This is a genomic window from Massilia sp. DJPM01 (assembly GCF_030348125.1).
Taxonomy (GTDB): domain Bacteria; phylum Pseudomonadota; class Gammaproteobacteria; order Burkholderiales; family Burkholderiaceae_D; genus Telluria_A; species Telluria_A frigida.
Genome location: NZ_JAQOZV010000018.1, coordinates 22,000 through 42,904 on the forward strand (window position 1 = coordinate 22,000; position 20,905 = coordinate 42,904).

Consider the following 20,905-nt stretch of genomic DNA (forward strand, 5'->3'; position numbering starts at 1 on the left):
GCCTGTGGCGCCGGCACTATAATGTGAAGATTTTATGCAGCTTGCAGATCCGATTCCGGCACCCGCCAATGAAAACCCCGCTCCTTCCGTAGAGAGCGCCGCCGTCACGGCACCCCTTGCCGCTCCCGGCGCGGAGCCAAACGATCCCCTTGTGGCGAGCGCCGCGCACACCTTGCGCATCCCGATCCATGTCAACGCGCGCGGGCTGGCGCTGGGCATCATCGCGACGATTGCCTTTGTCTATGCGCTGCAGTGGTCGCAAAAATTCCTGGTCCCGCTCTTGCTCGGGATTTTCATCGCCTACACCCTCAACCCCGTGGTCCTGTGGCTCGAACGGCGGCTGCGCATCAAGCGCGCCATTGGCGCGACCATCGTCACGATCGCCATCCTGGCCTCGATGGCCGGGGTGCTGAACCGGGTGCAGGGCGAGTTTTTCAATATCATCGATGAATTGCCGACGATCACGCAGAAAGTCACGCGCCTGCTGACCAACGCCAGCGGCGGGCAGCCGAGCACGATCCAGCAGATGCAGGCGGCCGCTTCCCAGATCGAACAGGCCACCTCCAGCGTGGGCGGGCAGCGCTCGCCGGCGCGCAAGGCGATGCCGGCCGCCGCCGCCGCCGGGGGCACCTTCAAGATCATGGACTGGGTGCTGGCCGGCTCGATGGGCTTCATCGGTTTCGTGACCCAGGCCACGATGGTGGTGTTCCTGGTGTTCTTCCTGCTGCTGGCGGGGGATACCTTCAAGCGCAAGCTGGTCAAGCTGACCGGGCCGTCCTTGAGCCGCAAGAAGGTCACCGTGCACATCCTGGACGATATCAACAGTTCGATCCAGAACTATATGTTCATGCTGCTCGTCACCAATACCTTGCTGGCGCTGATGATGTGGGTCGCGCTGCGCGCGATCGGCCTGGAAAATGCCGGCGCCTGGGCTATTTTTGCCGGGTTGATGCACATCATGCCGTACTTCGGCCCGCTGCTGATCACCGCGCTGACCGGCTTGGTCGCCTTCATGCAGTTCGAATCGCTGGAAATGGTGCTGCTGGTTAGTGGTGCCTCGCTGGCGATCGCCACCCTGGTCGGCACCGTCATCGCCACCTGGATGACGGGCAAGATCGCCAAGATGAATCCGGCCGCCGTGTTCGTCAGCCTGCTGTTCTGGGGCTGGCTGTGGGGCATGTGGGGCTTGCTGCTGGGTGTGCCGGTAGTGGTGATGATCAAGGTCGTGGCCGAACGGGTCGAAGGCATGGAAGTGCTGGCCGAGCTGCTGGGCGAGTAAGGTGGCCGGGCAGGGCGGCGGCGCAGCGGGGCGGCGCGCCTTTGCGCCCGCGCCGCCGTATGTTAGGCTTGCAGATCGTCAATTCAGAAGCGCGCCTCATTCATGCTCCAGTTTACACATTTCGCGGTGAAGCTCTCCCGCGTCGCCGCCGCCGTCCTGTGCGCCGGCTTGCTGCCGTGCGCCGCCCTTGCCCAATCGGTGGCCTTCAGCTTCGATGACGGACCGGCGCTGGCCGAGACGCCACGCATGTCGGCGCAGCAGCGTAACCAGGCCATGCTCGATGCGCTCGCCAAACACAAGGTGACGGCGGCGCTGTTCGTTACCGCCGGCAATGGCGCCGACAAGCCCGCCGGCTACGCGCTGGCACGCGCCTGGGGCGAGGCCGGCCACGCCATCGGCAACCATACGATGAGCCATCCCGACCTCGACAGTTCCACGCTCAGCCTGGCGCAGTACCAGCGCGAAGTGATGGACTGCGACAAGATCATCGCCACCTTGCCCGGCTACCAGAAATGGTTCCGCTACACCTATCTGCGCGAAGGCAACACGCCCGAGAAGCGCGACGGCATGCGGACCTTTCTCGCCGCGCAGGGCTACCGCAATGCGTATGTCAGTCTCGATACGAGCGACTGGCGGTTCGACGATTATCTGACCGAACTGCTCGCCAGGAACAGCAAGGCCGACCTGGCGCCCTTGAAAAAAGTCTATCTGGCGCATGTGCGCCAGCGGGCCCTGGCTTACCGCGACTTGTCGCAGCGCTTGCAGGGACGCGACATCGCCCAGGTCATGCTGATGCATCACAACCTGCTCAATGCGCTGTTCCTCGATGACGTGATCGGCATGTTCAAGGAGATGGGCTGGACCATCGTGTCGCCGGCCAAGGCGTTCGAGGATCCGGTGTATCGATTTTCACCGCACAGCCCCGTAGCGGGGCAGAGTTTGCTGCTATCGATGGCGCGCAGCCTGGGGCTGGAGCCGCTGGACCACTGGCGCCGCCTGAAGGACGACGGCGACGCCGATATCGAGAGCCTGAAAGTACAAGGATACTAGGATTACATGTTCGCCAATTTACCTTACGAATTACAGATCGCGCTGCGCTACACCAGCGCGCAACGCCGCAGCGAACGCAATCCCATGCTGTCGGTCATTTCCCTCATTTCGGTGAGCGGCATTGCGCTGGGCGTCGCCGCGCTGATTGTCGTGCTGTCGGTGATGAACGGTTTCCAGAAGGAAGTAGCGGCGCGCATGCTGTCGATGATTCCGCACATCGAGGTCGTCGACGAGCGCGGCGGCCTGGCCAATTGGGAGCAGACCCTGGCGCAGGCGCGCAGCAATCCGGCCGTGTCCGGCGGCGCGCCCTTCGTCAGCTTGCAGGGCATGTTGCTGTACGACGAAACGATGCGGCCGGTGGCGGTGCAAGGCATCTTGCCGGAGGCGGAAAAAACGGTGTCGCCCATCGCCAAGCGCATCAAGGATGGAAAACTCGATGATTTGCAGCCGGGCCGCTTCAATATCGTGCTCGGCTACGAGCTGGCCAACAAGCTGGGCGTGAAGGCGGGCGATAAGTTATCGCTGCTGGTGGCGCCGCAGGGGGGCACGGCGAGTTCGTGGACGCCGCGCCGGCAAGTCTTCACGGTGGCGGGATTGTTCAATGTGGGGCACAACGATTACGATTCCGGCGTGGCGCTGGTGCATATCGACGATGCGCGCGCGGTCGAGCACCTGGCGCTGCCGTCCGGATTGCGCCTGGGTTTGCATGACCTGCACCAGGCGCCGAGGGTGGCGCAGGAACTGATGGCCAGCATGCCGGCGCACCTGATGTTTCGCGACTGGACGCGCCAGAACGAAGTGTGGTTCGCGGCCCTGCAATCGCAGAAGCGCATGATGTTCTTGATCCTGGTGCTGATTATCGCGGTGGCGGCGTTCAATCTGGTGTCGACCCTGGTGATGAAGGTGAACGACAAGCAGGCCGATATCGCGATCCTGCGCACCCTGGGCGCGTCGCCGCGCTCGATCATGGCAATGTTCATGATGCAGGGCGCGCTGGTGGGCGTGATCGGGACCGCGGCCGGGGTGGCGGCGGGGGTGCTGTTCGCACTCAATATCGATGTGATCATGCCGGTGGTCGAGAAACTGCTGGGCAGCAAGCTGCTGTCGAAAGAGATCTACTTCCTCAGCTCGGTGCCATCGGACCCGCAATGGCGGGATGTGGCCATGATAGCCGGGGTCTCGGTGGCGCTGGCGTTCCTGGCGACCCTGTATCCGAGCTATGGTGCGGCGCGGATCAATCCGGCGGAGTCCTTGCGCTACGAGTAGGGATGGAGATTGGTGAAAGACCGTTGATACAGGCGCGGCGTCAACAAGCAGCCGTGGTAGCGGACCTGGTTTGGCGGATGCGCTTCTTCGGTCAAATTCATGTGGGCTAAAAAATGCCAGTGCAAATAATCGAGGTAATAGACCGATCCGAACAGGGAATCACTAAACCATTTATTTGTCGCGGCGATGACGAGAAAATATACTTTGTCAAGGGTCGCGGTGCAGGCCGGAGGAGTTTGCTTTGCGAATGGATTGCGGGAAATCTGGGCTTGAGTCTCGGACTTCCCATTGCCCCCTTCACGGTGGTAGATGTTCCGAGCGCCTTGATTTCACTAAGATCCCGCGCTGATTTGAACGAACTTGGCAGCGGGCCAGCGTTCGGATCACTGCGACGACAGGTTGTGGAACTTTCCTTCACGCATATTGATAAGGTGCCGATCAGTTCGCGGCGCGACGTTCTTGCATTCGATTGGTGGATTCGCAATGGCGATCGAACCTTGAGCGATGCCGGCGGCAATCCGAACCTTTTTTGGGACGTTAAAACCGATCAATTGGTGGTTCTTGACCACAATCAAGCATTCGACATCCATTTTTCGGCACAAAATTTTGCTGCTCTGCACGTGTTTAAACGGGAGTGTCCATCATTGTTCGAGGACTGGGTCGCCCAGGAACACTATGCCACTCGTTACCACGATGCCATGGCAAATTGGGATGGAATCTGCAATACTATTCCTGATGAGTGGTGGTACCTCGATGACGAGCGAACTCTGCCAACGGACTTTGATCCAAACACGCTACGTCAGCAGCTACTCAACTGCCGCGGCGACGCGTTCTGGAATATGACATCATGAGCATTCCTTGCCTTTACGCTATTGTGCGCTTTTGTCCCTTCCTGGAGACAGAAGAGTTTGCGAACGCTGGAATCATTATGATCGCTCCAGAACATGGGTTCTTTGCCTATAAGTTAATAACGCGTCGCCATGCGCGGGTCACAAACTTTTTCGAGCAACTGGACGGTTCTGTTTTCAAGACCGCCATGCAAAACCTTCGAGAGGAATTTGAACGCGCTGCCGCGATGTTGCGTACGCATGGTATTGACAAGAAGTATAAACTCAACGATGTTGAATTCTCGAAAAGCCTGTTTGCGGAGATAGTCCGACCCCGCGAGGCCGTGATTAAATTCAGCAAAGTTCGGGGCGTGCTGGCCGACGATCCGGAGACGAAGTTGGAGGATCTTTACGGATATTATGTTGAAAGAGACTTCGTCACCAAGGAGTATCGTGAGGCGGTGCTGGAGCGAACAATGCGCAGGTGGATATTCGATGCCGGCATTGCAAGTAAATTTGACAAAATGGAGGTCGGCAATGACGAATACCATGCGACCTTTCCGTTCGTCGAACAGGACGGCACGCGGGTCGTGCAAGCAGTGAAGCCATTGAACCTGGCGCAGGATCAACCAAGCAAGATACTTGACCATGGCGGCCAATGGCTATTCCGGATTCATACGCTGCAACGCAAGCACCTTTTGCCAAATAGAATTCTCTTCGCTGTCGAAGGTCCTGATGGACAAGGACCTCGACATAGGGCATATGATGACATCGTCGGAAATCTGCGCGATAGCGGAGCAACGGTGTACTCATACAGCGAGAAGGAACAGATCATGAGGTTTGTTCAAGGCCATGCCACTGCTGGAGATTCGTAGCCGATTGGGGACACCCCGGGTTACGGCACCTGAGCCTGCGGACGCCGAAACTGTCGAGCATCATCGGGTCGCGGCGAAAACATCATGCCTGGCAATGTGTTCACTCATCGAATCCGCGTCACTTTCGCCGCCGCTGTCTGCCCGCCACCGGTCACTTCATCCGGCTTGTGCTTGAGACTGCCCAGCTGCAGCGCATACTGGCGCGCAAACTCCGCCCCCAGGAAGAAAATCTGCGCCGAGTAATATACCCACAGCAGCACGGCGATCATCGACCCGGCCGCGCCGAAACTGTTGGCCACGCCGCTGTTACCGATATACAGCCCGATGACAAATTTCCCCAGGGTGAACAAGGCCGCCGTTCCCAGCGCGCCGATGGTCACGTCGCGCCATGACAGCTTGATGCGCGGAAGCATTTTGTAGATCACGCCGAACAAGGTCGCAATCACCAGGAAGCTGATCGCCCACGATACCCACGACAGCAGCAGCGCCGCATCGTTCCACAAACCATTCATGTACTTGTCCAGCACGGCCAGGGCGGCGCTGACCACCAGCGACACCATCAGCAGGAAGCCCAGCACCAGGATCAGCCCGAAGGACAGCAGGCGCGTGCGCACGATATCCCACCAGGTGGCGTCGGTCGAGGCCGGCACCGCCCAGATCTCGTCCAGGCTATCCTTGAGCTCGGAAAACACGGTGGTCGCGCCGAACAGCAGCAGGCCGGTGGCGATGATGGTGGCCCAGATGCCGCTTTCCTTGTTGCGCGCGCCGGCCAGCACGAGCTGGATCGCTTCCGCGCCCTGCTTGCCGACCAGCCCCTGCAGCTCGTTGAGCAACTGTCCCTGGGCCGCTTCGGCGCCGTAGAAAAAGCCGGCAATGGCAATCACCAGCACCAGGATCGGCGCCATCGAAAACAGGGTGTAGAAGGCCAATGCCGCGCCCTTGCTGGCGGCGCGGTGGGCAAACCACTCGGTGACCGCGCAGCGCATCACGCGCACCAGTTGTTTCGAGTACGGCATCCATTCTTTGATTTCGATCATATGACTTCCTTACATGTGCGCGGGGAGCACGCGCCCCCCCGCAAAACAGGCCGCAGCCCTTGCTTATTGCACGCGGCGCTCGATGGTGATCTGTTCGACTTCGACGCGGCGGTTCGGTTCCAGGCATTTGATCAGGTCGGCGCGCTTCTGGTCGGTGCAGGTGACCACCGGATTGGCTTCGCCCTTGCCGTAGGCTTTCAGGCGCGCGCCGTCGACGCCCTTGGCGACCAGGTAGTCGCGCACCGCATTGGCGCGCCGCTCCGACAGCTTGAGGTTGTATTTTTCCGAGCCGAGGCGGTCGGCGTAACCGCTGATGTCGACGTCGGTGATGCCGGGGTCGGCCAGCAGCGCGGCGGCGATCTCGTCCAGGCGGGTCTGGCTCACGTTGAGCGTGGCGCTGTCGAAGGCGAACAGCTCGGTGGCGCTCAGCGTGATTTTCTCGAAACGGGCTGGCGGCGGCGGCGGTGGCGGCGGCGGTGCGGCCGGCTCCGGCGCCGGCGTGACGGCCGGCGGCGGCGTGGGCGCTGGCGGCGGGGCTGGCTTGTTGAAGGCGTAGTTCAAGCCGATCGTCAGGTATTTGTTGTTGCTGCGGCTGATGCCGAAGGCTTCGTCGCCGCGCAAGCGTCCGCGCACGCTGCGCAGGTCGGCCTGCATCGACCACTGGCCGGTCAGCCCCAGCTGGAAGCCGATGCCGGCGCTCGCGTAGGGCGAGGTTTTGCTGACACGGCGCAGCGGATTGTCGACCCGGTCGCGCTCGGCGCCGACGCCGAGCAGCAGGAAAGGCCGGAAATTCTGGCGCGACAGCATCAGCAGCGCGTCGGCGCCCAGCAGGGTCTGGCGATAGCTGGCGCGGCCTTCCGCGGCGCGCCCGTGGGTGGCGCCGATCTGCACGTCCCACATCTCGGCCACCGGCTTGCCGAACTTGAGGCCGCCACCGTAATCGCGCTCGCTCAGGCCGAAATCCTGGTCGGGCTTGAATGCGTTGACGCTGGGCTGGATATACCACGAGGGATTGATGTCTTGCGCAAAGGCCAGTCCGGCGCTGCACAACAGTGCCGCCGCGAGGGCCGTCTTTGTGATTTTGTTCACAGGGAACTCCTATTGGATGGGTCGGTAGGGATGTCATCACTGATGCGAGGCAGTGTGAGGTTCGACTTGAGATTAAGCGGCGGAGTTCAATGCAACCGTTCGATAGCGCACTGTGACATCGGACTTGTGTTTTTAATACAACAATTTGTGCGAGTACCAAGAAAAATCGCGCCGGACCGGGCGCAAACCCAGTCCGGCGCGATCTTGTCGCGCGAATAATAGCCGGAGTTATTAGCGTTTTTCCGGCACCACGATCACGGTGTCGCCGCCGGTCTTGCCGGTGTCGCCCTTGGCACCATCCATGCCAGGCGCGCCTGGGGTGCCAGCGCTACCTTCGGCGCCGGTGCTGCCCGTGTTGCCGGTATTGCCGGTGTTGCCAGCAGCGCCGGTGGCGCCGGTAGCGCCAGTTGCGCCGGCAGGGCCAGGAACGGCCACCGGAACTTCAACGGTTGGGGTGACCACCGTGGCAGGTGGGTTGACAGTGGTTTTTTCGCATGCGGTCAGGCTGGCCATCGCCAGCAGTGCAGCCAGAAGTGTCGTTTTCATGGTGGTTTCCTTTTTTAAGTGTCTGGTGCCGGTGGCAGGCAGACTGAACGTCAATGAAGTCATTGCACACACAATGTTGTGCGAACGGGGCCAGAATACGGCCTTGTATTGATGGAATCTGTACGCCAACGCACACAGCCAGGCCCGTCATCAAGATTGCAACGATGAAAAGATGATCATAGGAAGTAAATTGTGCGAAATGTTCGATGGCGCACAGACCATCGAGGTCCACGCAGGCAATCTTGCACTCAGATGTACGGAACCGAATTATTGTCAGGCTGTCAAACGACATGTAGCGGGTCCGGACGACATGACTATCTCTTCTCTTTGGAGTACTCAACATGCATGCAACGACACAGCACCACAATGCGGCCCAAGGCGACATGACCACATTGCACACCAACGCCAATTCCTCCCTGATCGAGCGCGTCGCGCCCCAGCCAGCCGAGCGCGCTCCCATCTCGATGGCACCGATCGAGCGCGTGCGTTCGACCTCGGCCACCCAGCGCCGCATCGAAAACATGCAAAAACTGATTGGCGAACTGTCGACGCACGAAATGCTGGCCGATGAAATCGCCTGGTTCCTCAAGTTTTCGCCGTCCGGCGCGCGTAAATATATCCGCGACCTGCGCGAAGCGGGCGTGATCGAACTGGCGCGCTATATCGAAGGCACCGCCACCTACCTGGGCAAGGCCGTGTACCAGATCTCGCCCGATCCGGAACGCGTCAAGGCTTTCCTGGCCGCGATCGTGCAGCCGAAACGCGAAGGCGCCGCGCCGCGCAAGGAACGTCCGGGCTTGCGCGAGCAAAGCATGGCTGGCACGGGCCGTCACTTCCACATCCTGGCGGATGACACCCACTATGCCATTCGTGTCAATCGCAGTCCGGTGGCGCGCGACCCGCTCGTGGCCGCCCTGTTCGGCGCGGCACCGTCGGCCAAGGAACAGGCTTGACCCTGCGCTGAGCGGTCCCGCCGCGCCCGCTTCGACCGTCCGCTTCGCTTGCAGGGCAGGGTCCGTTCACCTATCGTATCGTCCAGGCAGGGCCGGCGCAGTCCGGCCCCCCGTTTTTCGTGTCAACTTCGCGTGTCCAGCTTCGCGCTTCCCCTCCGCGGCCGTGCGGGCACAGCCACGTCTGCTGTTTTTCTGTCATCGCCGCCAATTGAAAACCCCTGAACCAGCCCCACTTGTGGCGGTGCGGGGATGCTTTGCTGTCCCCACCACTCATCCAAAGGAACGCCCATGTTACCGACGCCAGAATCGCTGGAAGGCAAGCCCGTACCGAATGTGACGTTCAAGGCCAGGCCCAACGACCAGTGGAAGGATCTCAGCACCGACGCGCTGTTCAAGGGCAAGACGGTGGTCTTGTTCTCGCTGCCCGGCGCCTACACGCCCACCTGTTCTTCCACCCATTTGCCGCGCTATAACGAACTGGCGCCCGTGTTCAGGCAAAACGGCGTCGACGAAATCATTTGCATCTCGGTCAACGATGCGTTCGTGATGAACGAGTGGAAAGTCGGCCAGGATGCGGAGAATATCACCGTCATCCCGGATGGTAATGGCGACTTCAGCCAGGGCATGGGCATGCTGGTCGACAAGCGCAACCTGGGTTTCGGCATGCGTTCGTGGCGTTATTCCATGCTGGTCAAGGATGGCATGATCGAGAAGGTGTTCATCGAGCCGGACAAGGAAGGCGATCCGTTCGAGGTGTCGGATGCCGAAACCATGCTGCGTTACATTCACCCGAAGGTCCAGATCCCGGAACCGGTAGTGGTGTTTTCCAAGCCCGGCTGCCCGCACTGCGCGCGCGCCAAGGCCACGCTCAAGGCGCACGGCGTGCAATTCACCGAGATCGTGCAGGACCGGAAGATCAATGCCGGCGTGCTGCGCGCGGTCTCGGGCCAGTCCACCTGGCCGCAAGTATTCATCGGCGGCAAGCTGATCGGCAACGCCGACGCGCTGGACGCCCATTTCGGCGCCGCCAGGGCGGCCTGAGCCCGCCGCCCCGCCCGCTCCCGCGCAGCCCGCCCGCTGCGCCGTGGAGCCGGGCGCCGCGCGCGGCCCCGCGTTTTTTCGCACCCCGACAAGGAACAAGATGGAAGCGCTGCTCTGGACCACCGCCATCGTGGTGGCAATTGCGCTCGGCATGAGCTATCCCGGCTGGCGCCTCAAGCGCGCGCTGGCCCAGCCCTTTCCGCCGGCGTGGTTGCATATACTCGAACACAATATTCCGATTTACAGTCGCATGCAGCCCGAGCTGCAGGCACAGTTGCAGCGGCTGGTGCAGCAATTCCTGTTCCAGAAAAAATTCGTCGGCTGCGAAGGGCTGGAAGTCGACGACGAGATGCGCGTCACCATCGCCGGCCAGGCCTGCCTGCTGCTGCTCAACCGCTTTACCCGGGTGTACCGCAAGCTGCACACCATCCTGGTCTACCCGAGCGCCTTCCTGGTGCCGCGCAACCACGCCGACGACGCCGGCATCGTCAATCCGGCGCGCCAGGAATTGCTCGGCGAATCGTGGGGCGACGGGCGCGTGGTGTTGTCGTGGGACCACGTCCAGCGCGGCGCCGGCGACTGGACCGATGGCCAGAACGTGGTCTTGCACGAATTTGCGCACCAGCTCGACAGCGAATCGGGCAGCAATAATGGCGCGCCTTTCCTTGGCCACCCGGGCAGTTACCGCGACTGGTCGGCGGTCCTCTCGCGCGACTTCAACAACCTGCGCCACGAAGCGATGTTCCACCGTCAAAGCGTACTCGACCACTACGGCGCGGTCAGTCCCGCCGAGTTCTTCGCCGTGGCCACGGAAACGTTTTTCGAGAAGCCCTGGCAGATGGCCGAACGCCATGCGGAGCTGTTCGACCAGTTCCAGCAGTACTACCGGGTCGACCCGCGCGCCTGGCTGGCGCCGCCGGCCCCGGAACCGGACCCCGGCCACCAAGCGGCGCCGCCACCGTCCTACGGCACCGTGTACGGACAATGGCAATGAAAGTGGCGCGCTCCTGAATACTCGGTCATAATTGCCTGAAGCACTTTCCCACGGGATCGATCATGGCGATGCAGTTCGAGGAATTTGAATCCTTTGCGTCCGACACGCCGCCCGCGGCGCGCGCGCCGGGCGCGGACGCCGCCTCGCCCCTGGTGCGGCTCCAATATCTGATCGACAACACCCCGGCCATCATCTATTGCACCGTGCCCAGCGGTGACTTCAAGATGACCTTCGTCAGCAACAACGCCTATAACGTCCTGGGTTACCGGCCCGAGGACATGGTGGCCGATCCCAACTTCTGGTTCGACCATATTCATCCGGACGACGCGCCGGCCATCTTTTCCAGCCTGGCGCTGGTGTTCGTCGAAGGCCAGCGCGCCTACGAATACCGCTTCCGTGCGGCCGACGGGGCCTATCTGTGGATGCACGACACCCTGCGCCTGATCCGCGACGAGCAGGGCGCGCCGCTCGAAGTGATCGGCTCGCTCACCGACATCACCATCCGCAAGACCATGGAAGAGGCGCTCCACAGCAAGGGCCAGGAACAGCAATTGCTGATCGGCCGTTTGCAGGAAGCGCAAAACCAGTTGCTGCAGTCGGAAAAGATGGCCTCCATCGGCCAGCTGGCGGCCGGCATCGCGCACGAGATCAACAATCCGGTCGGCTTCGTCAATTCCAACATGGGGTCCTTGCAAAAATATGTGGAGACCCTGTTCGGTGTGGTGCGCGACTACGATGCCGCGATTGCCGCGCACAGTCCGCCGCCGGCGCTGACCGGCGCCATCGCCCAGATCGGCAAGCGCGCCGACCTGGCCTTCCTGCAGGATGACGTGACCGACCTCGTGCGCGAGTCCATGGATGGGCTCAAGCGGGTCAAGGATATCGTGCAGGCGCTCAAGGATTTCTCGCATGTGGGCGAGAATGAATGGCAGGTGGCCGACCTCCATCACGGACTCGACAGCACACTGAATATCGTTTCCAACGAGATCAAGTACAAGGCCACGGTGGACAAGCAGTACGGGCAGATCCCGCAGGTGACTTGCCTGGCCTCCCAGCTCAACCAGGTGTTCATGAACCTGCTGGTCAACGCCGGGCACGCGATCAAGGAAAAGGGCGTGATCACGATCCGCACCGGCGCCGACGATGGCTGGGTGTGGGTAGCGGTGAGCGACACCGGTTGCGGGATCGCGCAGGAACATCTGAACCGGATTTTCGAGCCGTTTTTCACCACCAAGCCGGTCGGCAGCGGCACCGGGCTGGGCTTGTCGCTCTCGTACGGGATCGTCAACAAGCACGGGGGACGGATCGATGTGGCCTCGGTGCCGGGGGAGGGCACCACGTTTACGGTGCGCCTGCCGGTGGTGCCGCCGGGCGCTGGCTAGGGGCGCTCGTGCCGGCGCCGCCGCGATGGCGCCGCCCACGCGGGCCTACATGATGATCTCGCCGTTCGGGCCCCACTTCACCTTCAGCAAGCCCGGCTCTTCCTCTTCCATCTTGCGCAGCGCCAGTTCCTCGCGGCTCAAGGTCCCCTCGTGCACGCGCTGGCGGTCGGCCAGCTGGTGCTCCTTGCGCAGCGAGTCGTGGTAGTCGAGCGCCAGGCGGATGTTTTCCCGCAAATCCCCGACTTGCCACGGCTTGGGAATAAAACGGAACACCTGGGCATCGTTGATCGCGCTGGTCACCGTCTCGAACTCGGTCGAGGCCGACAAGATCATGCGCACCGTGTCCGGTGCCACTTCCTTGATCGCGTGCAAAAATTCCACGCCCGTCATCTGCGGCATCCGGAAATCCGAAATCACCAGGTCGAAGGTGACGTCGGCGCAGCGGGTCAGCGCGTCGAAGGGATCGGTAAACGTTTCAATGTGCAAGTCCTCGATGTCCAGATGCTGGCGCATGGCCCGCACCAGGGCGTTCAAGACGTTGATTTCATCATCGACCAACAGAATGCGTCGCATGTCACTCCCCTTTCGGTGGTGCCGGCCACACCCAGATATTCAGGCGGACCTCGTTCTTGGATTCAAAATCCTGGACTTGCTGGATCAGGCGCTCGTCGAGCACGTGGTCGGCCGAGAGCAGCATGACGCCGTCCGGCGTGACCAGATCGCGCGAGAGCGTCATGCCCGGCGTCAGGTACTTGGCCACCATGGCCTGGTCGCGCAGCTTTTCCACCGGCTCGCCATCCATCAGCGCGCGGAACGCCGCCACTACCTTGGGGTCGTAGCGCTTGCCCACGGCGTCGTAGATGATTTGCTTGGCGTCGGGCGCGAGCACGCGCCGCTGCACCAGCGCGCCGATCTGCAGGTTGTCGTAATCCGACGCCAGCGCCAGGATGCGGGCGCCGAGCGGAATCAGGGGGCCGGCTATGCCGTCCGGAAAACCGCCGCCATCGTAGCGCTCCATGTGGGCGCGCAGCAAGGCCGCCACCCCGCGCAAGTCATCCAGCGGCATCAAGAGTTGTTCGGCGCGCAGCGGATGCTTGCGGAATACGCCCAGCATGTCGCCGGCCAGCAGGTTCACCGGCATCGTCAGCAAGTCGTCCGGAAAACCGATCTTGCCGATGTCGTGCAGCAGGGCGGCAATGAAGACTTCCTGGGTCGCGTTCGCATCGAGCCCGACCTTGACGGCGATGCGCCGCGCCAGGTCGGCGACCCGGCGCGAATGTCCCGCCAGATTGCCGCCCCGCATCTCGATCATGCTGGACAGGATCTTGATGGTGGTGATGAAGTTGCCCTTGAGCTTTTTATTGGTCTCGAGGATGGTGTCGCGCGAACTGCGCAGCTCTTCGGTGCGGATCTCGACTTTCGCTTCCAGGCTCTGGTTGAGCGATTTGAGTTCATCGTTCTGGCGCAGGGTCAGCGCTTCCAGGCGCGCCTTTTCCTGCTCCAGCGCGTGGCGTTCGAGCCCGTGGCGCACCACCAGCAGGATATCGTTGTCGTCCCAGGGCTTGGTGATGTAGCGGTAGATCTCGCCGCGGTTGATGGCCGCCAGGATCGAGGAGACGTCCGAGTAGCCGGTCAGCAGCAGGCGCACGGTGTCGGGCCAGCGCTGGCGCACATGTTCGAGGAATTTGGCACCGTCCATTTCCGGCATGCGCATGTCGGAAATGACCAGGTCCACCTTTTCCTGTTCCAGGATGGCCAGGCCGGCCGCGCCGCTCTCGGCCACCAGCACCCGGTAGCCTTCCGGGCGGAACAGGCGGCGCAGGGACGACAGGATGTTCGGTTCGTCGTCAACGCACAGCACGGTGGCCGGAGGTGGGGCAAGATTGTCGGTCAGGCTGTCTGTCATGGGCTGGGCTCCTCGCTTGCTGCAGTGGTCTGGTGCACCGGCAAGACGATGCGGAAGGTGGTGCCACGCCCCACCTCGCTGTCGACGTCGATGCTGCCACGGTGTTTTTGAATGATGCCGTAGGCCAGGGACAGGCCCAGGCCGGTTCCCTTGCCCACCGGCTTGGTGGTGAAGAAGGGATCGAAGATGCGCGACAGGTTTTCGCGCGCGATCCCGCCGCCATTGTCGGCCACCTCGATCCACACCTGTTCGCCCTCGCCCCCTTCCCCGGCGCCCTGGCTGGTGCCGGTGCGCACCGTGATCGTGCCGCGCCGCTCGCTCATCGCGTGGGCCGCGTTGACCACCAGGTTCATGATCACCTGGTTGACCTGCGAGGGCAGGCATTCGATGTCGGGAATGGCGCCGTACTGCTTGACCACGTCGGCCTTGTACTTGACTTCGTTGGAAACGATGTTCAGGGTCGAATCGATGCCGCCATGCAGGTTGGCCCACACCCAGTCCTGGCTGGTGTCGACCCGCGAGAAATCCTTGAGGTCTTGCACGATGTGGCGCACGCGCACGATGCCTTCCTTCGATTCGCTCATCAGGACCGGGATATCCTCGCGCAAAAAGTCGAGGTCGAGCGTCTTGCGCATCGCCGCCAGCCGTGCCGCCGTCGCCGGGCTTGCTTCGGCTTCTGCCTCCTGGTACACATGCAGCATGTCGAACAGCTGGTCGAGGTAGCTTTGCAGGGTACCGAAATTGGAAAAGATGTAGCCGATCGGATTATTGATCTCGTGCGCCACGCCGGCCGCCAGTTGCCCGATCGAGGCCAGTTTTTCCGATTGCACCAGCTGTTCCTGGGCCATCGACAGCTTGGCGTTCAATTCGGTCAGGGCCAGGTGCTTGGCGCGCAGTTCGGCGTCGGCGATCTGGCGCTGGCGCAAGTCGTCCTCCAGCCGCTCGTTCGCTTCGGCCAATTGGGCGGTGCGTTTCTCGATCAGGTGTTCGAGGTTGTCGTGGGCCCGGCGCAGGGCGTTTTCGGCGACCCGCCGCTCGGTCACGTCGCGCATGGTTTCGATCGCGCCGACCACCTGGCCGGAGGCGTCGCGCAAGGGCGCGGCGGTGAAGTGGAGCCAGTGGCCGCCCACCCCCAGGTTTTCGAAAAAGCCTTCGGTTTCGTAGGCGCCGGGAATCAGGGCCGACTGGCGGTGCGCGGCCAGGCCGGTGCCGTCGCCCGAGACGATCATGTCCGACAGCATTTGCCGCTCGTGCGCGTAAAACGCCACGCCGTGGTTGCGCGTGCCTATAATCGCTTCGGTGCTCCAGCCGAGCAAGTGTTCGCACGCCTTGTTCCAGTGCGTGATGGTGTGCTCATGGTCGATCACGAAGGTGGCCACCGGGTGGCCGTCGAGCAGCTCGGACAGGACGATGCCGCTGCTCCCGTCATCGGCACTGGGCAGGCTGGTCTGGTGCGGGTAGTCGCGGTTCGGCATTCGGTTGGCCTCCATGGCATGCGTCGCGCTAGCTGACGAGAATCTTGCACATGTCGACAAAGGTCGACTCGGCATCGCGGAACAGTTTGGCACAGTCGGCTTCGCTCAGCGCCAGGCTCATCCACAGCGCCTGGGACAGCGGCGGCACCAGGTCGTCTTCTTCGCCGGACAGGTCGAGCGCGTGCGCAAACACATTGGCGGCGTGGATCAGCAGCGGCAGGGTGGGCGTGCCGGCGGCGTCGAGGTGATGGTGGCTGGCCACCGATTCCTGCATCGCGGCCGGGAATTTCCAGTAGGCGGCCAGGGCGGCGCCGGCCATCGCATGGTCGACCCCGATCACGGCACGCTCGGCCTCGATGATGTAGCAATCGTGCTCCTTGCGGTAAGCCAGCATGGCGCTGTACTCGGCGGGAAAGCGGGTGGCCAGCACCAGGGTGCCGATATCGTGCAGCAGGCCGGCCGTAAACGCCGTGTCGGCATTGAGCTTCAGGTGTACCGCCAGCAGCTTGGCGCACACCGCCGTGGCCACCGAGTGGCGCCAGAAGGCCTGCAAATTGATCCCGCCGCTGGCGTCGGGCGGAAAGCTGCCGGTCACCGCGCACGCCGTCACCAGGGTGCGGATGCTGTGAAAACCGAGCACCGAAATGGCCTGGTGGATGGTGGTGACCTTGGACGACATGCCGTAGAACGAGGAGTTCGCCAGGCGCAGGGTCTTGGCCGTGAGCGACTGGTCGAGCGCGATCTTGCCGCCCAGGACGTGCACATCGATATCTTCCTGGTCCATGGTCGAGAGCAGTTCCACCACCACTGTCGAAAGCGAGGGCAGGTCGCGGATGCGTTTGACGACGTCGTCGATCGAGGCAATCATCAGCAGCTCCCGCGGTAAGCCAGCAGGCGCTCGTACAACACCGCGCTGGCGTTGGCGGGCGAACCGGTCAGGCAGCGCCGGAACAGGTGTTTCAGGCGCGCGTAGCGGCGCTCGCGTTCGGCGCGCACGGCAGCCTCGTCGAGCGGCGCTTCGGCGGCCACCACCTGCACCCGTTCGATGCCGCGCCGCCGCAGCGAGGCCAGCGAGGAGGCACTGAGGGTGGCGCCGGCCGGCAGCAGCACGCCGCCGCCGGCGTCGCGCAAATCCTGGGCCAGTACCATGCCTTCGCTGGCGTTGTCGATATCGATGGTGTCACAGGCGGGGGTCATTCGGTTTCCTCGCAAATGCTAATCGTGATCAGGCTGCCGCGCGACTGCGAATTCGCGCCCATGGGGTGCGCCACCACCTGGTAGCAGCGTCCATTGATATCGACCTGGTGGCTGCCGCTGGGGGCCAGGCCGTCGGGAAACAGTTCGGGCAGGACGATCTCCGCCTCATTGCCGAGTATGGCACCATTCTGGCGGAACATGCGCTCGGCAGCGGCGTTCACGAACGCCACCATGCCATCGTCGTCCAGCCCGATCACCGCCAGCGGCACGAATTGCAGCAGTTCGCGCGCCACGTTCAGGCTGATTTCATCGCGCGTGATCTGCTGCTGTTTCTGGCGCAACAAGTCTTCCATGCGCCGGTTGGCCGCCGCCAGTTCGTGGTTGGCGGTGCGCAGCTGCAGGTTCAGGCGTTCATTGTCGTCGGCGATTTCCTTGAGCCGGAACGCTTCCGCGATGTGGGTGCGCAACTGCTCGTCGTCCCAGGGCTTGGTGAGGAATTTGAAGATCGCGCCCTCGTTGACGGCGTCGGTCACCGATTGCAGTTCGGTGTAACCGGACAGCATGATGCGGATCGTGTCCGGATACAAGCCCTTGGCCGCGCGCAGGAAGTCGGCGCCGATCATGCCCGGCATGCGCTGGTCCGAGACGATCACGTCGACCGCGTTGGCGGCCAGCACGGCTAGCCCTTCCTGGCCGCTGTTGGCCGACAGGATCTGGTAGCCATCGCGCCGCAGCAGGCGCTTCAGGGCCGAGACGATGTTTTGCTCGTCGTCCACCAGCAGCAGGGTGCGCGCCTGTTTCTGGATGCGCAGCAGGTGGGACGGGAGGGCATGGCGCGCGGCCAGCATCGCGGCCACCTCCTCGCGGTCGCACGGCTTGGCCAGGAAATAGCCCTGGATCTGGTCGCACATATTGCGCCGCAGAAAGTCGCACTGGGCTTCCGTTTCCACCCCCTCGGCCGCCACTTCGATGCCGAGGTGGTGCGCCATCGAGATGATGGTCTTGACCAGGGCGGCGTCGTCGGTGCCGGTGACGATATTGCCGGTCAGGCCGCAATCGATCTTGACCAGGTCGAGCGGGAAGCGCTTGAGGTGGTTGAGCGAGGAATAACCGGTGCCGAAGTCGTCCAGGGTCAGGCCGATCCCCAGCGCCTTGAGCTGGGCCAGGGTGGCGTCGCTGGCGACCGGGTCCTGCATCAGGGCGGTCTCGGTGATTTCGAGCGACAGCTGGCTCGGTTCAACGCCCGACTGCGCCAGTACGTCGGCCACCACCTGGGGCAGGGCGGTGTCGCGGAATTGCTTGGGCGAGATATTGATCGCCACCCGCACCGGCGCCAGGCCGGCCGCGCGCCAGGACGCCATGTCCTCGACCGCGCGGCGCAGGCTCCAGTAGCCGAGCGCGGTGGTCAGGCCGGCCGCCTCGGCCAGCGGGATGAAGCGCCCGGCGGGAATCAGGCCCATCACCGGGTGCTGCCAGCGCACCAGCGCCTCCAGCGCGCAGATAGTGCCGTGCTGCAGGTCGGCCACCGGCTGGTATTGCAGTTGCAGCTGGCCTTCGATCAGGGCGATGCGCAGCGCCGCTTCCATCTGGGCCCGCTCGGCGGTGCGCTGGTTCATCTCGGGCGCGAAAAACTGCAACTGGTTGCCGCCCAGGCTGCGCGCGTGCGACAGCGCCATGTCGGCGTAGCGCAGCAGGGTCACGCCATCGTCCGCGTCGTGCGGATAGCGCGCGATGCCGATGCTGCAGCCGGCGTGCAGGCTCTGGCCGATCACGGGGAAGGGCGCGCCGATCACGCGCACGATGTGCTCGCACACGGCCTGCACCTGCGCGGTACTGTCGACTTCGCCGAGGACCAGCACGAATTCGTTGCCGCCATGGCGCGACAAGCTGTCCTGGGGCCGCATGCAGGCCTGGATGCGCATGGCCACGCTGATGAGCAGCTGGTCGCCGGCCACGTAGCCCAGGCTTTCGTTGACCAGGTTGAAGCCGTCCAGCGCCAGGCACAGGACCGCCAGCCCATCCCCGCGCTGGCGGGCGCGCCCCATGGCCAGCTGCAGGCGTTCGTTGAACAGGCTGCGGTTGGCCAGGCCGGTGAGCACGTCGTGGGTGGACAGGTGGGCGAGCAGGGCTTGCTGTTCGTGCAGTTCGTTGACATTGTCGGCGATGCACACCAGCTGGCGCGGAGCCTGGCCTTGGTCCGCGCCCGGCACCGCGCTGATGGTCCACTGGCACCAGGGGGCGCTGCCGCCGGCGCCGCCCACGCGCAGCAGCAGCGAGGCGCTGGCCTCGCCCCCGGCCACCGCCGCCAGCGCCGCGCTGAAGGTGGCGTCGCCAAGCAGGATCGCGCTGCTGCCGATCAATTGTTCCGGCGTGCGGCCGGTGAGCGCGCAAAAGGCGGGGTTGACGTCGAGGATGGGAAAGGTGCTGATGCCGGCATCGACCAGCAGCACGCCATTGCTGCAGGCGGACAGCACCGCGGCAGCGGCGGGACTCGATCGTAAGGGATGCGCGGTGTCCAATTCCATCAGCGTCTTTCAATAAAGATAGCGAGCGTGCTGGGCCTTGCCGGGCGGACGGCGCGCGCCGTCTTACCGTCAATTTATATTATACGGAGAAATATTTACTACACGGGAGGGAAAGATTTCTTTTTGTTGCAGCGCGGCCTTAGGTGCGTTTGCGTACAGAGCAAACGGGGCAGGCGGGGCATGCTGGCGCCATCATCAATGCAGGAGAAATCAGCATGTCTACCATCGTTGCAGGTCATTTTCAACTCCAGGACGAGATCGATCACGCGCGCCGCGAACTGGTGCGCGCCGGGTTTCCCGACGAGCGCATTTCGGCGTTTTTCCTGAACCAGCCGGGCCAGCATGACCAGACCGCCATCGGCGGCGACCATATGCAATCGCCGGGCGCCAAGGAAACCCCGCAAGGCGTGCTGGAAGGCGCGGCCGCCGGCGGCGCGGTCGGCGTGGCGGTGGGCGCGGCGACCGCCTTCGTCACCGGTCCGGCCGGCCCGATCGTGGGCGGCCTGGTGGGCGCGCACGTCGGTTCGCTGTTCAGCCTATCGAAAATGAAGGAAGCCGGCGAACAGGAAGAGGGCAGCAATGCCAACCGCTACGAACCGCGCAAGTCCGGCATGCTGATCGCCGTGGCGGCCGACCAGCCCGGCCAGGAAGCGCGCGCCATCGAGGTGCTGCGCGGGCTCGGTTCGCACCATATCGAGCGCGCCCAGGGCACCATCGAAGGGGGCGACTGGACCGATTTCGATCCGCTCAGCCTGCCGGTGCTGGTGCTGGTGCAGTAAGCGGCGTCCGCTTGCGGCGCCCGCTTGCGGCTCCCGCTTGCGGCGCCCGCTTGCGGCTCCCGCTTGCGGCGTCCGCATTGTCGTTCCCGCTGTGTCCGGTATCGACGTGGCATGGACGCGCCGCCCGGCCTTTGTGCCCGGCGGCGCGCGTCCGTTTCATGGCGCTTGCAACAGCGTTCAGATAGCGCTTCCCAAGCCCTGGTTTTTGGGTATTATGCTCTTTACATAGTGCATCCATGTACCAGTCCAGCCAGCGCATTCGCGCCGGTGGCTGCGTGCCGACGGGAGGACGCGACCATGACTCAAGCCTGGCTCACCCTGACGAGCATGGACGGACGCGACATCGCCGCGCCCACCGAGGCGCAGTTGACGGCCGCGCTGGCCGAACTGTACGCGCCGCTGCGCAAGCCCAAGGCGGGAGCCAAGGGCAAAGGTCCGCCGGCAAGCGCTCCCGAAGCGGCCAGCGCGGCCCTGCGCTTCGGCTACGACGATGGCTTGATGTATGTGATCGAAGTGAGCCGCGGGGGCGCCATCCGTTTCGAGGAATGGTCCGACCGCGATTGCGAACTGGCGCTGGCGCCGCCGCGCAGCATGAGCGCCGACCTGAACCTGGCGCAGCAATTGTGGTCGCTCATGGCGCGCCGCCAGGTCTCGCGCATCCGCGAACTCGACTGGCACTGACCT

The 20,905-nt window shown here is 63.3% G+C and carries 20 protein-coding genes; 11 read left to right on the plus strand and 9 right to left on the minus strand.

Features of this window, described 5'->3' with window-relative positions; translation table 11 throughout:
- The first annotated feature begins 34 nt into the window (after positions 1-34).
- From PO883_RS13650 to PO883_RS13670, 5 genes are all read left to right on the plus strand, one after another.
- Positions 35-1,279, plus strand: coding sequence for an AI-2E family transporter (locus PO883_RS13650; protein ID WP_289310253.1), 1,245 nt, complete (start codon positions 35-37; stop codon positions 1,277-1,279).
- A 102-nt stretch (positions 1,280-1,381) separates the two neighbouring features.
- The gene (locus PO883_RS13655; protein ID WP_289310254.1) at positions 1,382-2,329 is read left to right on the plus strand and encodes a polysaccharide deacetylase family protein; all 948 of its coding nucleotides are present in this window, start codon (positions 1,382-1,384) and stop codon (positions 2,327-2,329) included.
- A gap of 6 nt (positions 2,330-2,335) precedes the next feature.
- The gene (locus PO883_RS13660; RefSeq protein ID WP_289310255.1) at positions 2,336-3,595 is read left to right on the plus strand and encodes a lipoprotein-releasing ABC transporter permease subunit; all 1,260 of its coding nucleotides are present in this window, start codon (positions 2,336-2,338) and stop codon (positions 3,593-3,595) included.
- A gap of 119 nt (positions 3,596-3,714) precedes the next feature.
- Positions 3,715-4,446, plus strand: coding sequence for a HipA family kinase (locus tag PO883_RS13665; protein ID WP_289310256.1), 732 nt, complete (start codon positions 3,715-3,717; stop codon positions 4,444-4,446).
- Positions 4,443-5,297 carry a DUF3037 domain-containing protein gene (locus PO883_RS13670; RefSeq protein ID WP_289310257.1) on the plus strand — a complete coding sequence of 285 codons (855 nt, stop codon included), beginning with the start codon at positions 4,443-4,445 and terminating at the stop codon, positions 5,295-5,297. The genes PO883_RS13665 and PO883_RS13670 overlap by 4 nt, the downstream gene beginning before the upstream one ends.
- 104 nt (positions 5,298-5,401) lie before the next feature.
- Here the strand turns inward: PO883_RS13670 and PO883_RS13675 are convergent, their stop codons facing one another.
- The 3 genes from PO883_RS13675 to PO883_RS13685 form a co-directional block, all read right to left on the minus strand.
- Positions 5,402-6,334 (minus strand): YihY/virulence factor BrkB family protein, encoded by a 933-nt coding sequence (locus PO883_RS13675; protein ID WP_289310258.1) that lies wholly within the window; start codon positions 6,332-6,334, stop codon positions 5,402-5,404.
- Between the two features lie 63 nt (positions 6,335-6,397).
- A complete protein-coding gene (locus PO883_RS13680) occupies positions 6,398-7,423 on the minus strand; it encodes an OmpA family protein (RefSeq protein WP_289310259.1) in 1,026 nt (341 codons plus the stop codon).
- Between the two features lie 231 nt (positions 7,424-7,654).
- On the minus strand, positions 7,655-7,969 hold the full coding sequence (locus PO883_RS13685; protein WP_289310260.1) for a collagen-like protein: 315 nt from the start codon (positions 7,967-7,969) through the stop codon (positions 7,655-7,657).
- Between the two features lie 341 nt (positions 7,970-8,310).
- Between PO883_RS13685 and PO883_RS13690 the strand changes: the two genes are divergently transcribed.
- The 4 genes from PO883_RS13690 to PO883_RS13705 all read left to right on the plus strand — a co-directional run bounded on the left by PO883_RS13690 (position 8,311) and on the right by PO883_RS13705 (position 12,339).
- Positions 8,311-8,922: a winged helix-turn-helix domain-containing protein gene (locus PO883_RS13690; protein ID WP_289310261.1), complete on the plus strand. Its 612-nt coding sequence runs from the start codon at positions 8,311-8,313 to the stop codon at positions 8,920-8,922.
- 288 nt (positions 8,923-9,210) lie between these two features.
- Positions 9,211-9,963: a glutathione peroxidase gene (locus tag PO883_RS13695; RefSeq protein ID WP_289310262.1), complete on the plus strand. Its 753-nt coding sequence runs from the start codon at positions 9,211-9,213 to the stop codon at positions 9,961-9,963.
- 100 nt (positions 9,964-10,063) lie between these two features.
- Positions 10,064-10,957 carry a zinc-dependent peptidase gene (locus PO883_RS13700; RefSeq protein WP_289310263.1) on the plus strand — a complete coding sequence of 298 codons (894 nt, stop codon included), beginning with the start codon at positions 10,064-10,066 and terminating at the stop codon, positions 10,955-10,957.
- 68 nt (positions 10,958-11,025) lie between these two features.
- Entirely contained in the window at positions 11,026-12,339 is a 1,314-nt protein-coding gene (locus PO883_RS13705) for an ATP-binding protein (protein ID WP_289310332.1), read from the plus strand.
- 45 nt (positions 12,340-12,384) lie between these two features.
- On the opposite strand, the gene PO883_RS13710 is transcribed toward PO883_RS13705, so the two are convergent.
- From PO883_RS13710 to PO883_RS13735, 6 genes are read right to left on the minus strand one after another with little or no spacing between them, the layout of a single operon-like run.
- A complete protein-coding gene (locus PO883_RS13710; RefSeq protein ID WP_167088560.1) occupies positions 12,385-12,912 on the minus strand; it encodes a response regulator in 528 nt (175 codons plus the stop codon).
- Between the two features lies 1 nt (position 12,913).
- Complete coding sequence (locus tag PO883_RS13715) at positions 12,914-14,245, minus strand: HD domain-containing phosphohydrolase (RefSeq protein ID WP_289310264.1); 1,332 nt, start codon at positions 14,243-14,245, stop codon at positions 12,914-12,916.
- A complete protein-coding gene (locus PO883_RS13720; protein WP_289310265.1) occupies positions 14,242-15,720 on the minus strand; it encodes an ATP-binding protein in 1,479 nt (492 codons plus the stop codon). Before PO883_RS13720 ends, PO883_RS13715 begins: the two co-directional genes overlap by 4 nt.
- Positions 15,721-15,748: 28 nt before the next feature.
- Positions 15,749-16,588 carry an HDOD domain-containing protein gene (locus tag PO883_RS13725; RefSeq protein ID WP_289310266.1) on the minus strand — a complete coding sequence of 280 codons (840 nt, stop codon included), beginning with the start codon at positions 16,586-16,588 and terminating at the stop codon, positions 15,749-15,751.
- Entirely contained in the window at positions 16,588-16,917 is a 330-nt protein-coding gene (locus PO883_RS13730) for a hypothetical protein (protein ID WP_289310267.1), read from the minus strand. The genes PO883_RS13725 and PO883_RS13730 overlap by 1 nt, the downstream gene beginning before the upstream one ends.
- Positions 16,914-19,442: an EAL domain-containing protein gene (locus tag PO883_RS13735; RefSeq protein WP_289310268.1), complete on the minus strand. Its 2,529-nt coding sequence runs from the start codon at positions 19,440-19,442 to the stop codon at positions 16,914-16,916. The genes PO883_RS13730 and PO883_RS13735 overlap by 4 nt, the downstream gene beginning before the upstream one ends.
- 215 nt (positions 19,443-19,657) lie before the next feature.
- On the opposite strand from PO883_RS13735, the gene PO883_RS13740 reads away from it, so the two are divergent.
- A complete protein-coding gene (locus PO883_RS13740; RefSeq protein ID WP_289310269.1) occupies positions 19,658-20,221 on the plus strand; it encodes a hypothetical protein in 564 nt (187 codons plus the stop codon).
- Positions 20,222-20,518: 297 nt separating this feature from the next.
- Positions 20,519-20,902, plus strand: coding sequence for a hypothetical protein (locus tag PO883_RS13745; protein WP_289310270.1), 384 nt, complete (start codon positions 20,519-20,521; stop codon positions 20,900-20,902).
- Positions 20,903-20,905: the final 3 nt, after the last annotated feature.

Excerpts from the sequence above, each read along its gene's own strand:
- PO883_RS13730 (WP_289310267.1), bottom strand. The coding sequence starts at position 16,917 with ATGACCCCCGCCTGTGACACCATCGATATCGACAACGCCAGCGAAGGC.
- PO883_RS13655 (WP_289310254.1), top strand. The coding sequence starts at position 1,382 with ATGCTCCAGTTTACACATTTCGCGGTGAAGCTCTCCCGCGTCGCCGCC.
- PO883_RS13685 (WP_289310260.1), bottom strand. The coding sequence starts at position 7,969 with ATGAAAACGACACTTCTGGCTGCACTGCTGGCGATGGCCAGCCTGACC.
- PO883_RS13660 (WP_289310255.1), top strand. The coding sequence starts at position 2,336 with ATGTTCGCCAATTTACCTTACGAATTACAGATCGCGCTGCGCTACACC.
- PO883_RS13675 (WP_289310258.1), bottom strand. The coding sequence starts at position 6,334 with ATGATCGAAATCAAAGAATGGATGCCGTACTCGAAACAACTGGTGCGC.
- PO883_RS13695 (WP_289310262.1), top strand. The coding sequence starts at position 9,211 with ATGTTACCGACGCCAGAATCGCTGGAAGGCAAGCCCGTACCGAATGTG.
- PO883_RS13735 (WP_289310268.1), bottom strand. The coding sequence starts at position 19,442 with ATGGAATTGGACACCGCGCATCCCTTACGATCGAGTCCCGCCGCTGCC.
- PO883_RS13690 (WP_289310261.1), top strand. The coding sequence starts at position 8,311 with ATGCATGCAACGACACAGCACCACAATGCGGCCCAAGGCGACATGACC.
- PO883_RS13710 (WP_167088560.1), bottom strand. The coding sequence starts at position 12,912 with ATGCGACGCATTCTGTTGGTCGATGATGAAATCAACGTCTTGAACGCC.
- PO883_RS13715 (WP_289310264.1), bottom strand. The coding sequence starts at position 14,245 with ATGACAGACAGCCTGACCGACAATCTTGCCCCACCTCCGGCCACCGTG.
- PO883_RS13740 (WP_289310269.1), top strand. The coding sequence starts at position 19,658 with ATGTCTACCATCGTTGCAGGTCATTTTCAACTCCAGGACGAGATCGAT.
- PO883_RS13705 (WP_289310332.1), top strand. The coding sequence starts at position 11,026 with ATGCAGTTCGAGGAATTTGAATCCTTTGCGTCCGACACGCCGCCCGCG.
- PO883_RS13700 (WP_289310263.1), top strand. The coding sequence starts at position 10,064 with ATGGAAGCGCTGCTCTGGACCACCGCCATCGTGGTGGCAATTGCGCTC.
- PO883_RS13650 (WP_289310253.1), top strand. The coding sequence starts at position 35 with ATGCAGCTTGCAGATCCGATTCCGGCACCCGCCAATGAAAACCCCGCT.
- PO883_RS13745 (WP_289310270.1), top strand. The coding sequence starts at position 20,519 with ATGACTCAAGCCTGGCTCACCCTGACGAGCATGGACGGACGCGACATC.
- PO883_RS13720 (WP_289310265.1), bottom strand. The coding sequence starts at position 15,720 with ATGCCGAACCGCGACTACCCGCACCAGACCAGCCTGCCCAGTGCCGAT.
- PO883_RS13725 (WP_289310266.1), bottom strand. The coding sequence starts at position 16,588 with ATGATTGCCTCGATCGACGACGTCGTCAAACGCATCCGCGACCTGCCC.
- PO883_RS13670 (WP_289310257.1), top strand. The coding sequence starts at position 4,443 with ATGAGCATTCCTTGCCTTTACGCTATTGTGCGCTTTTGTCCCTTCCTG.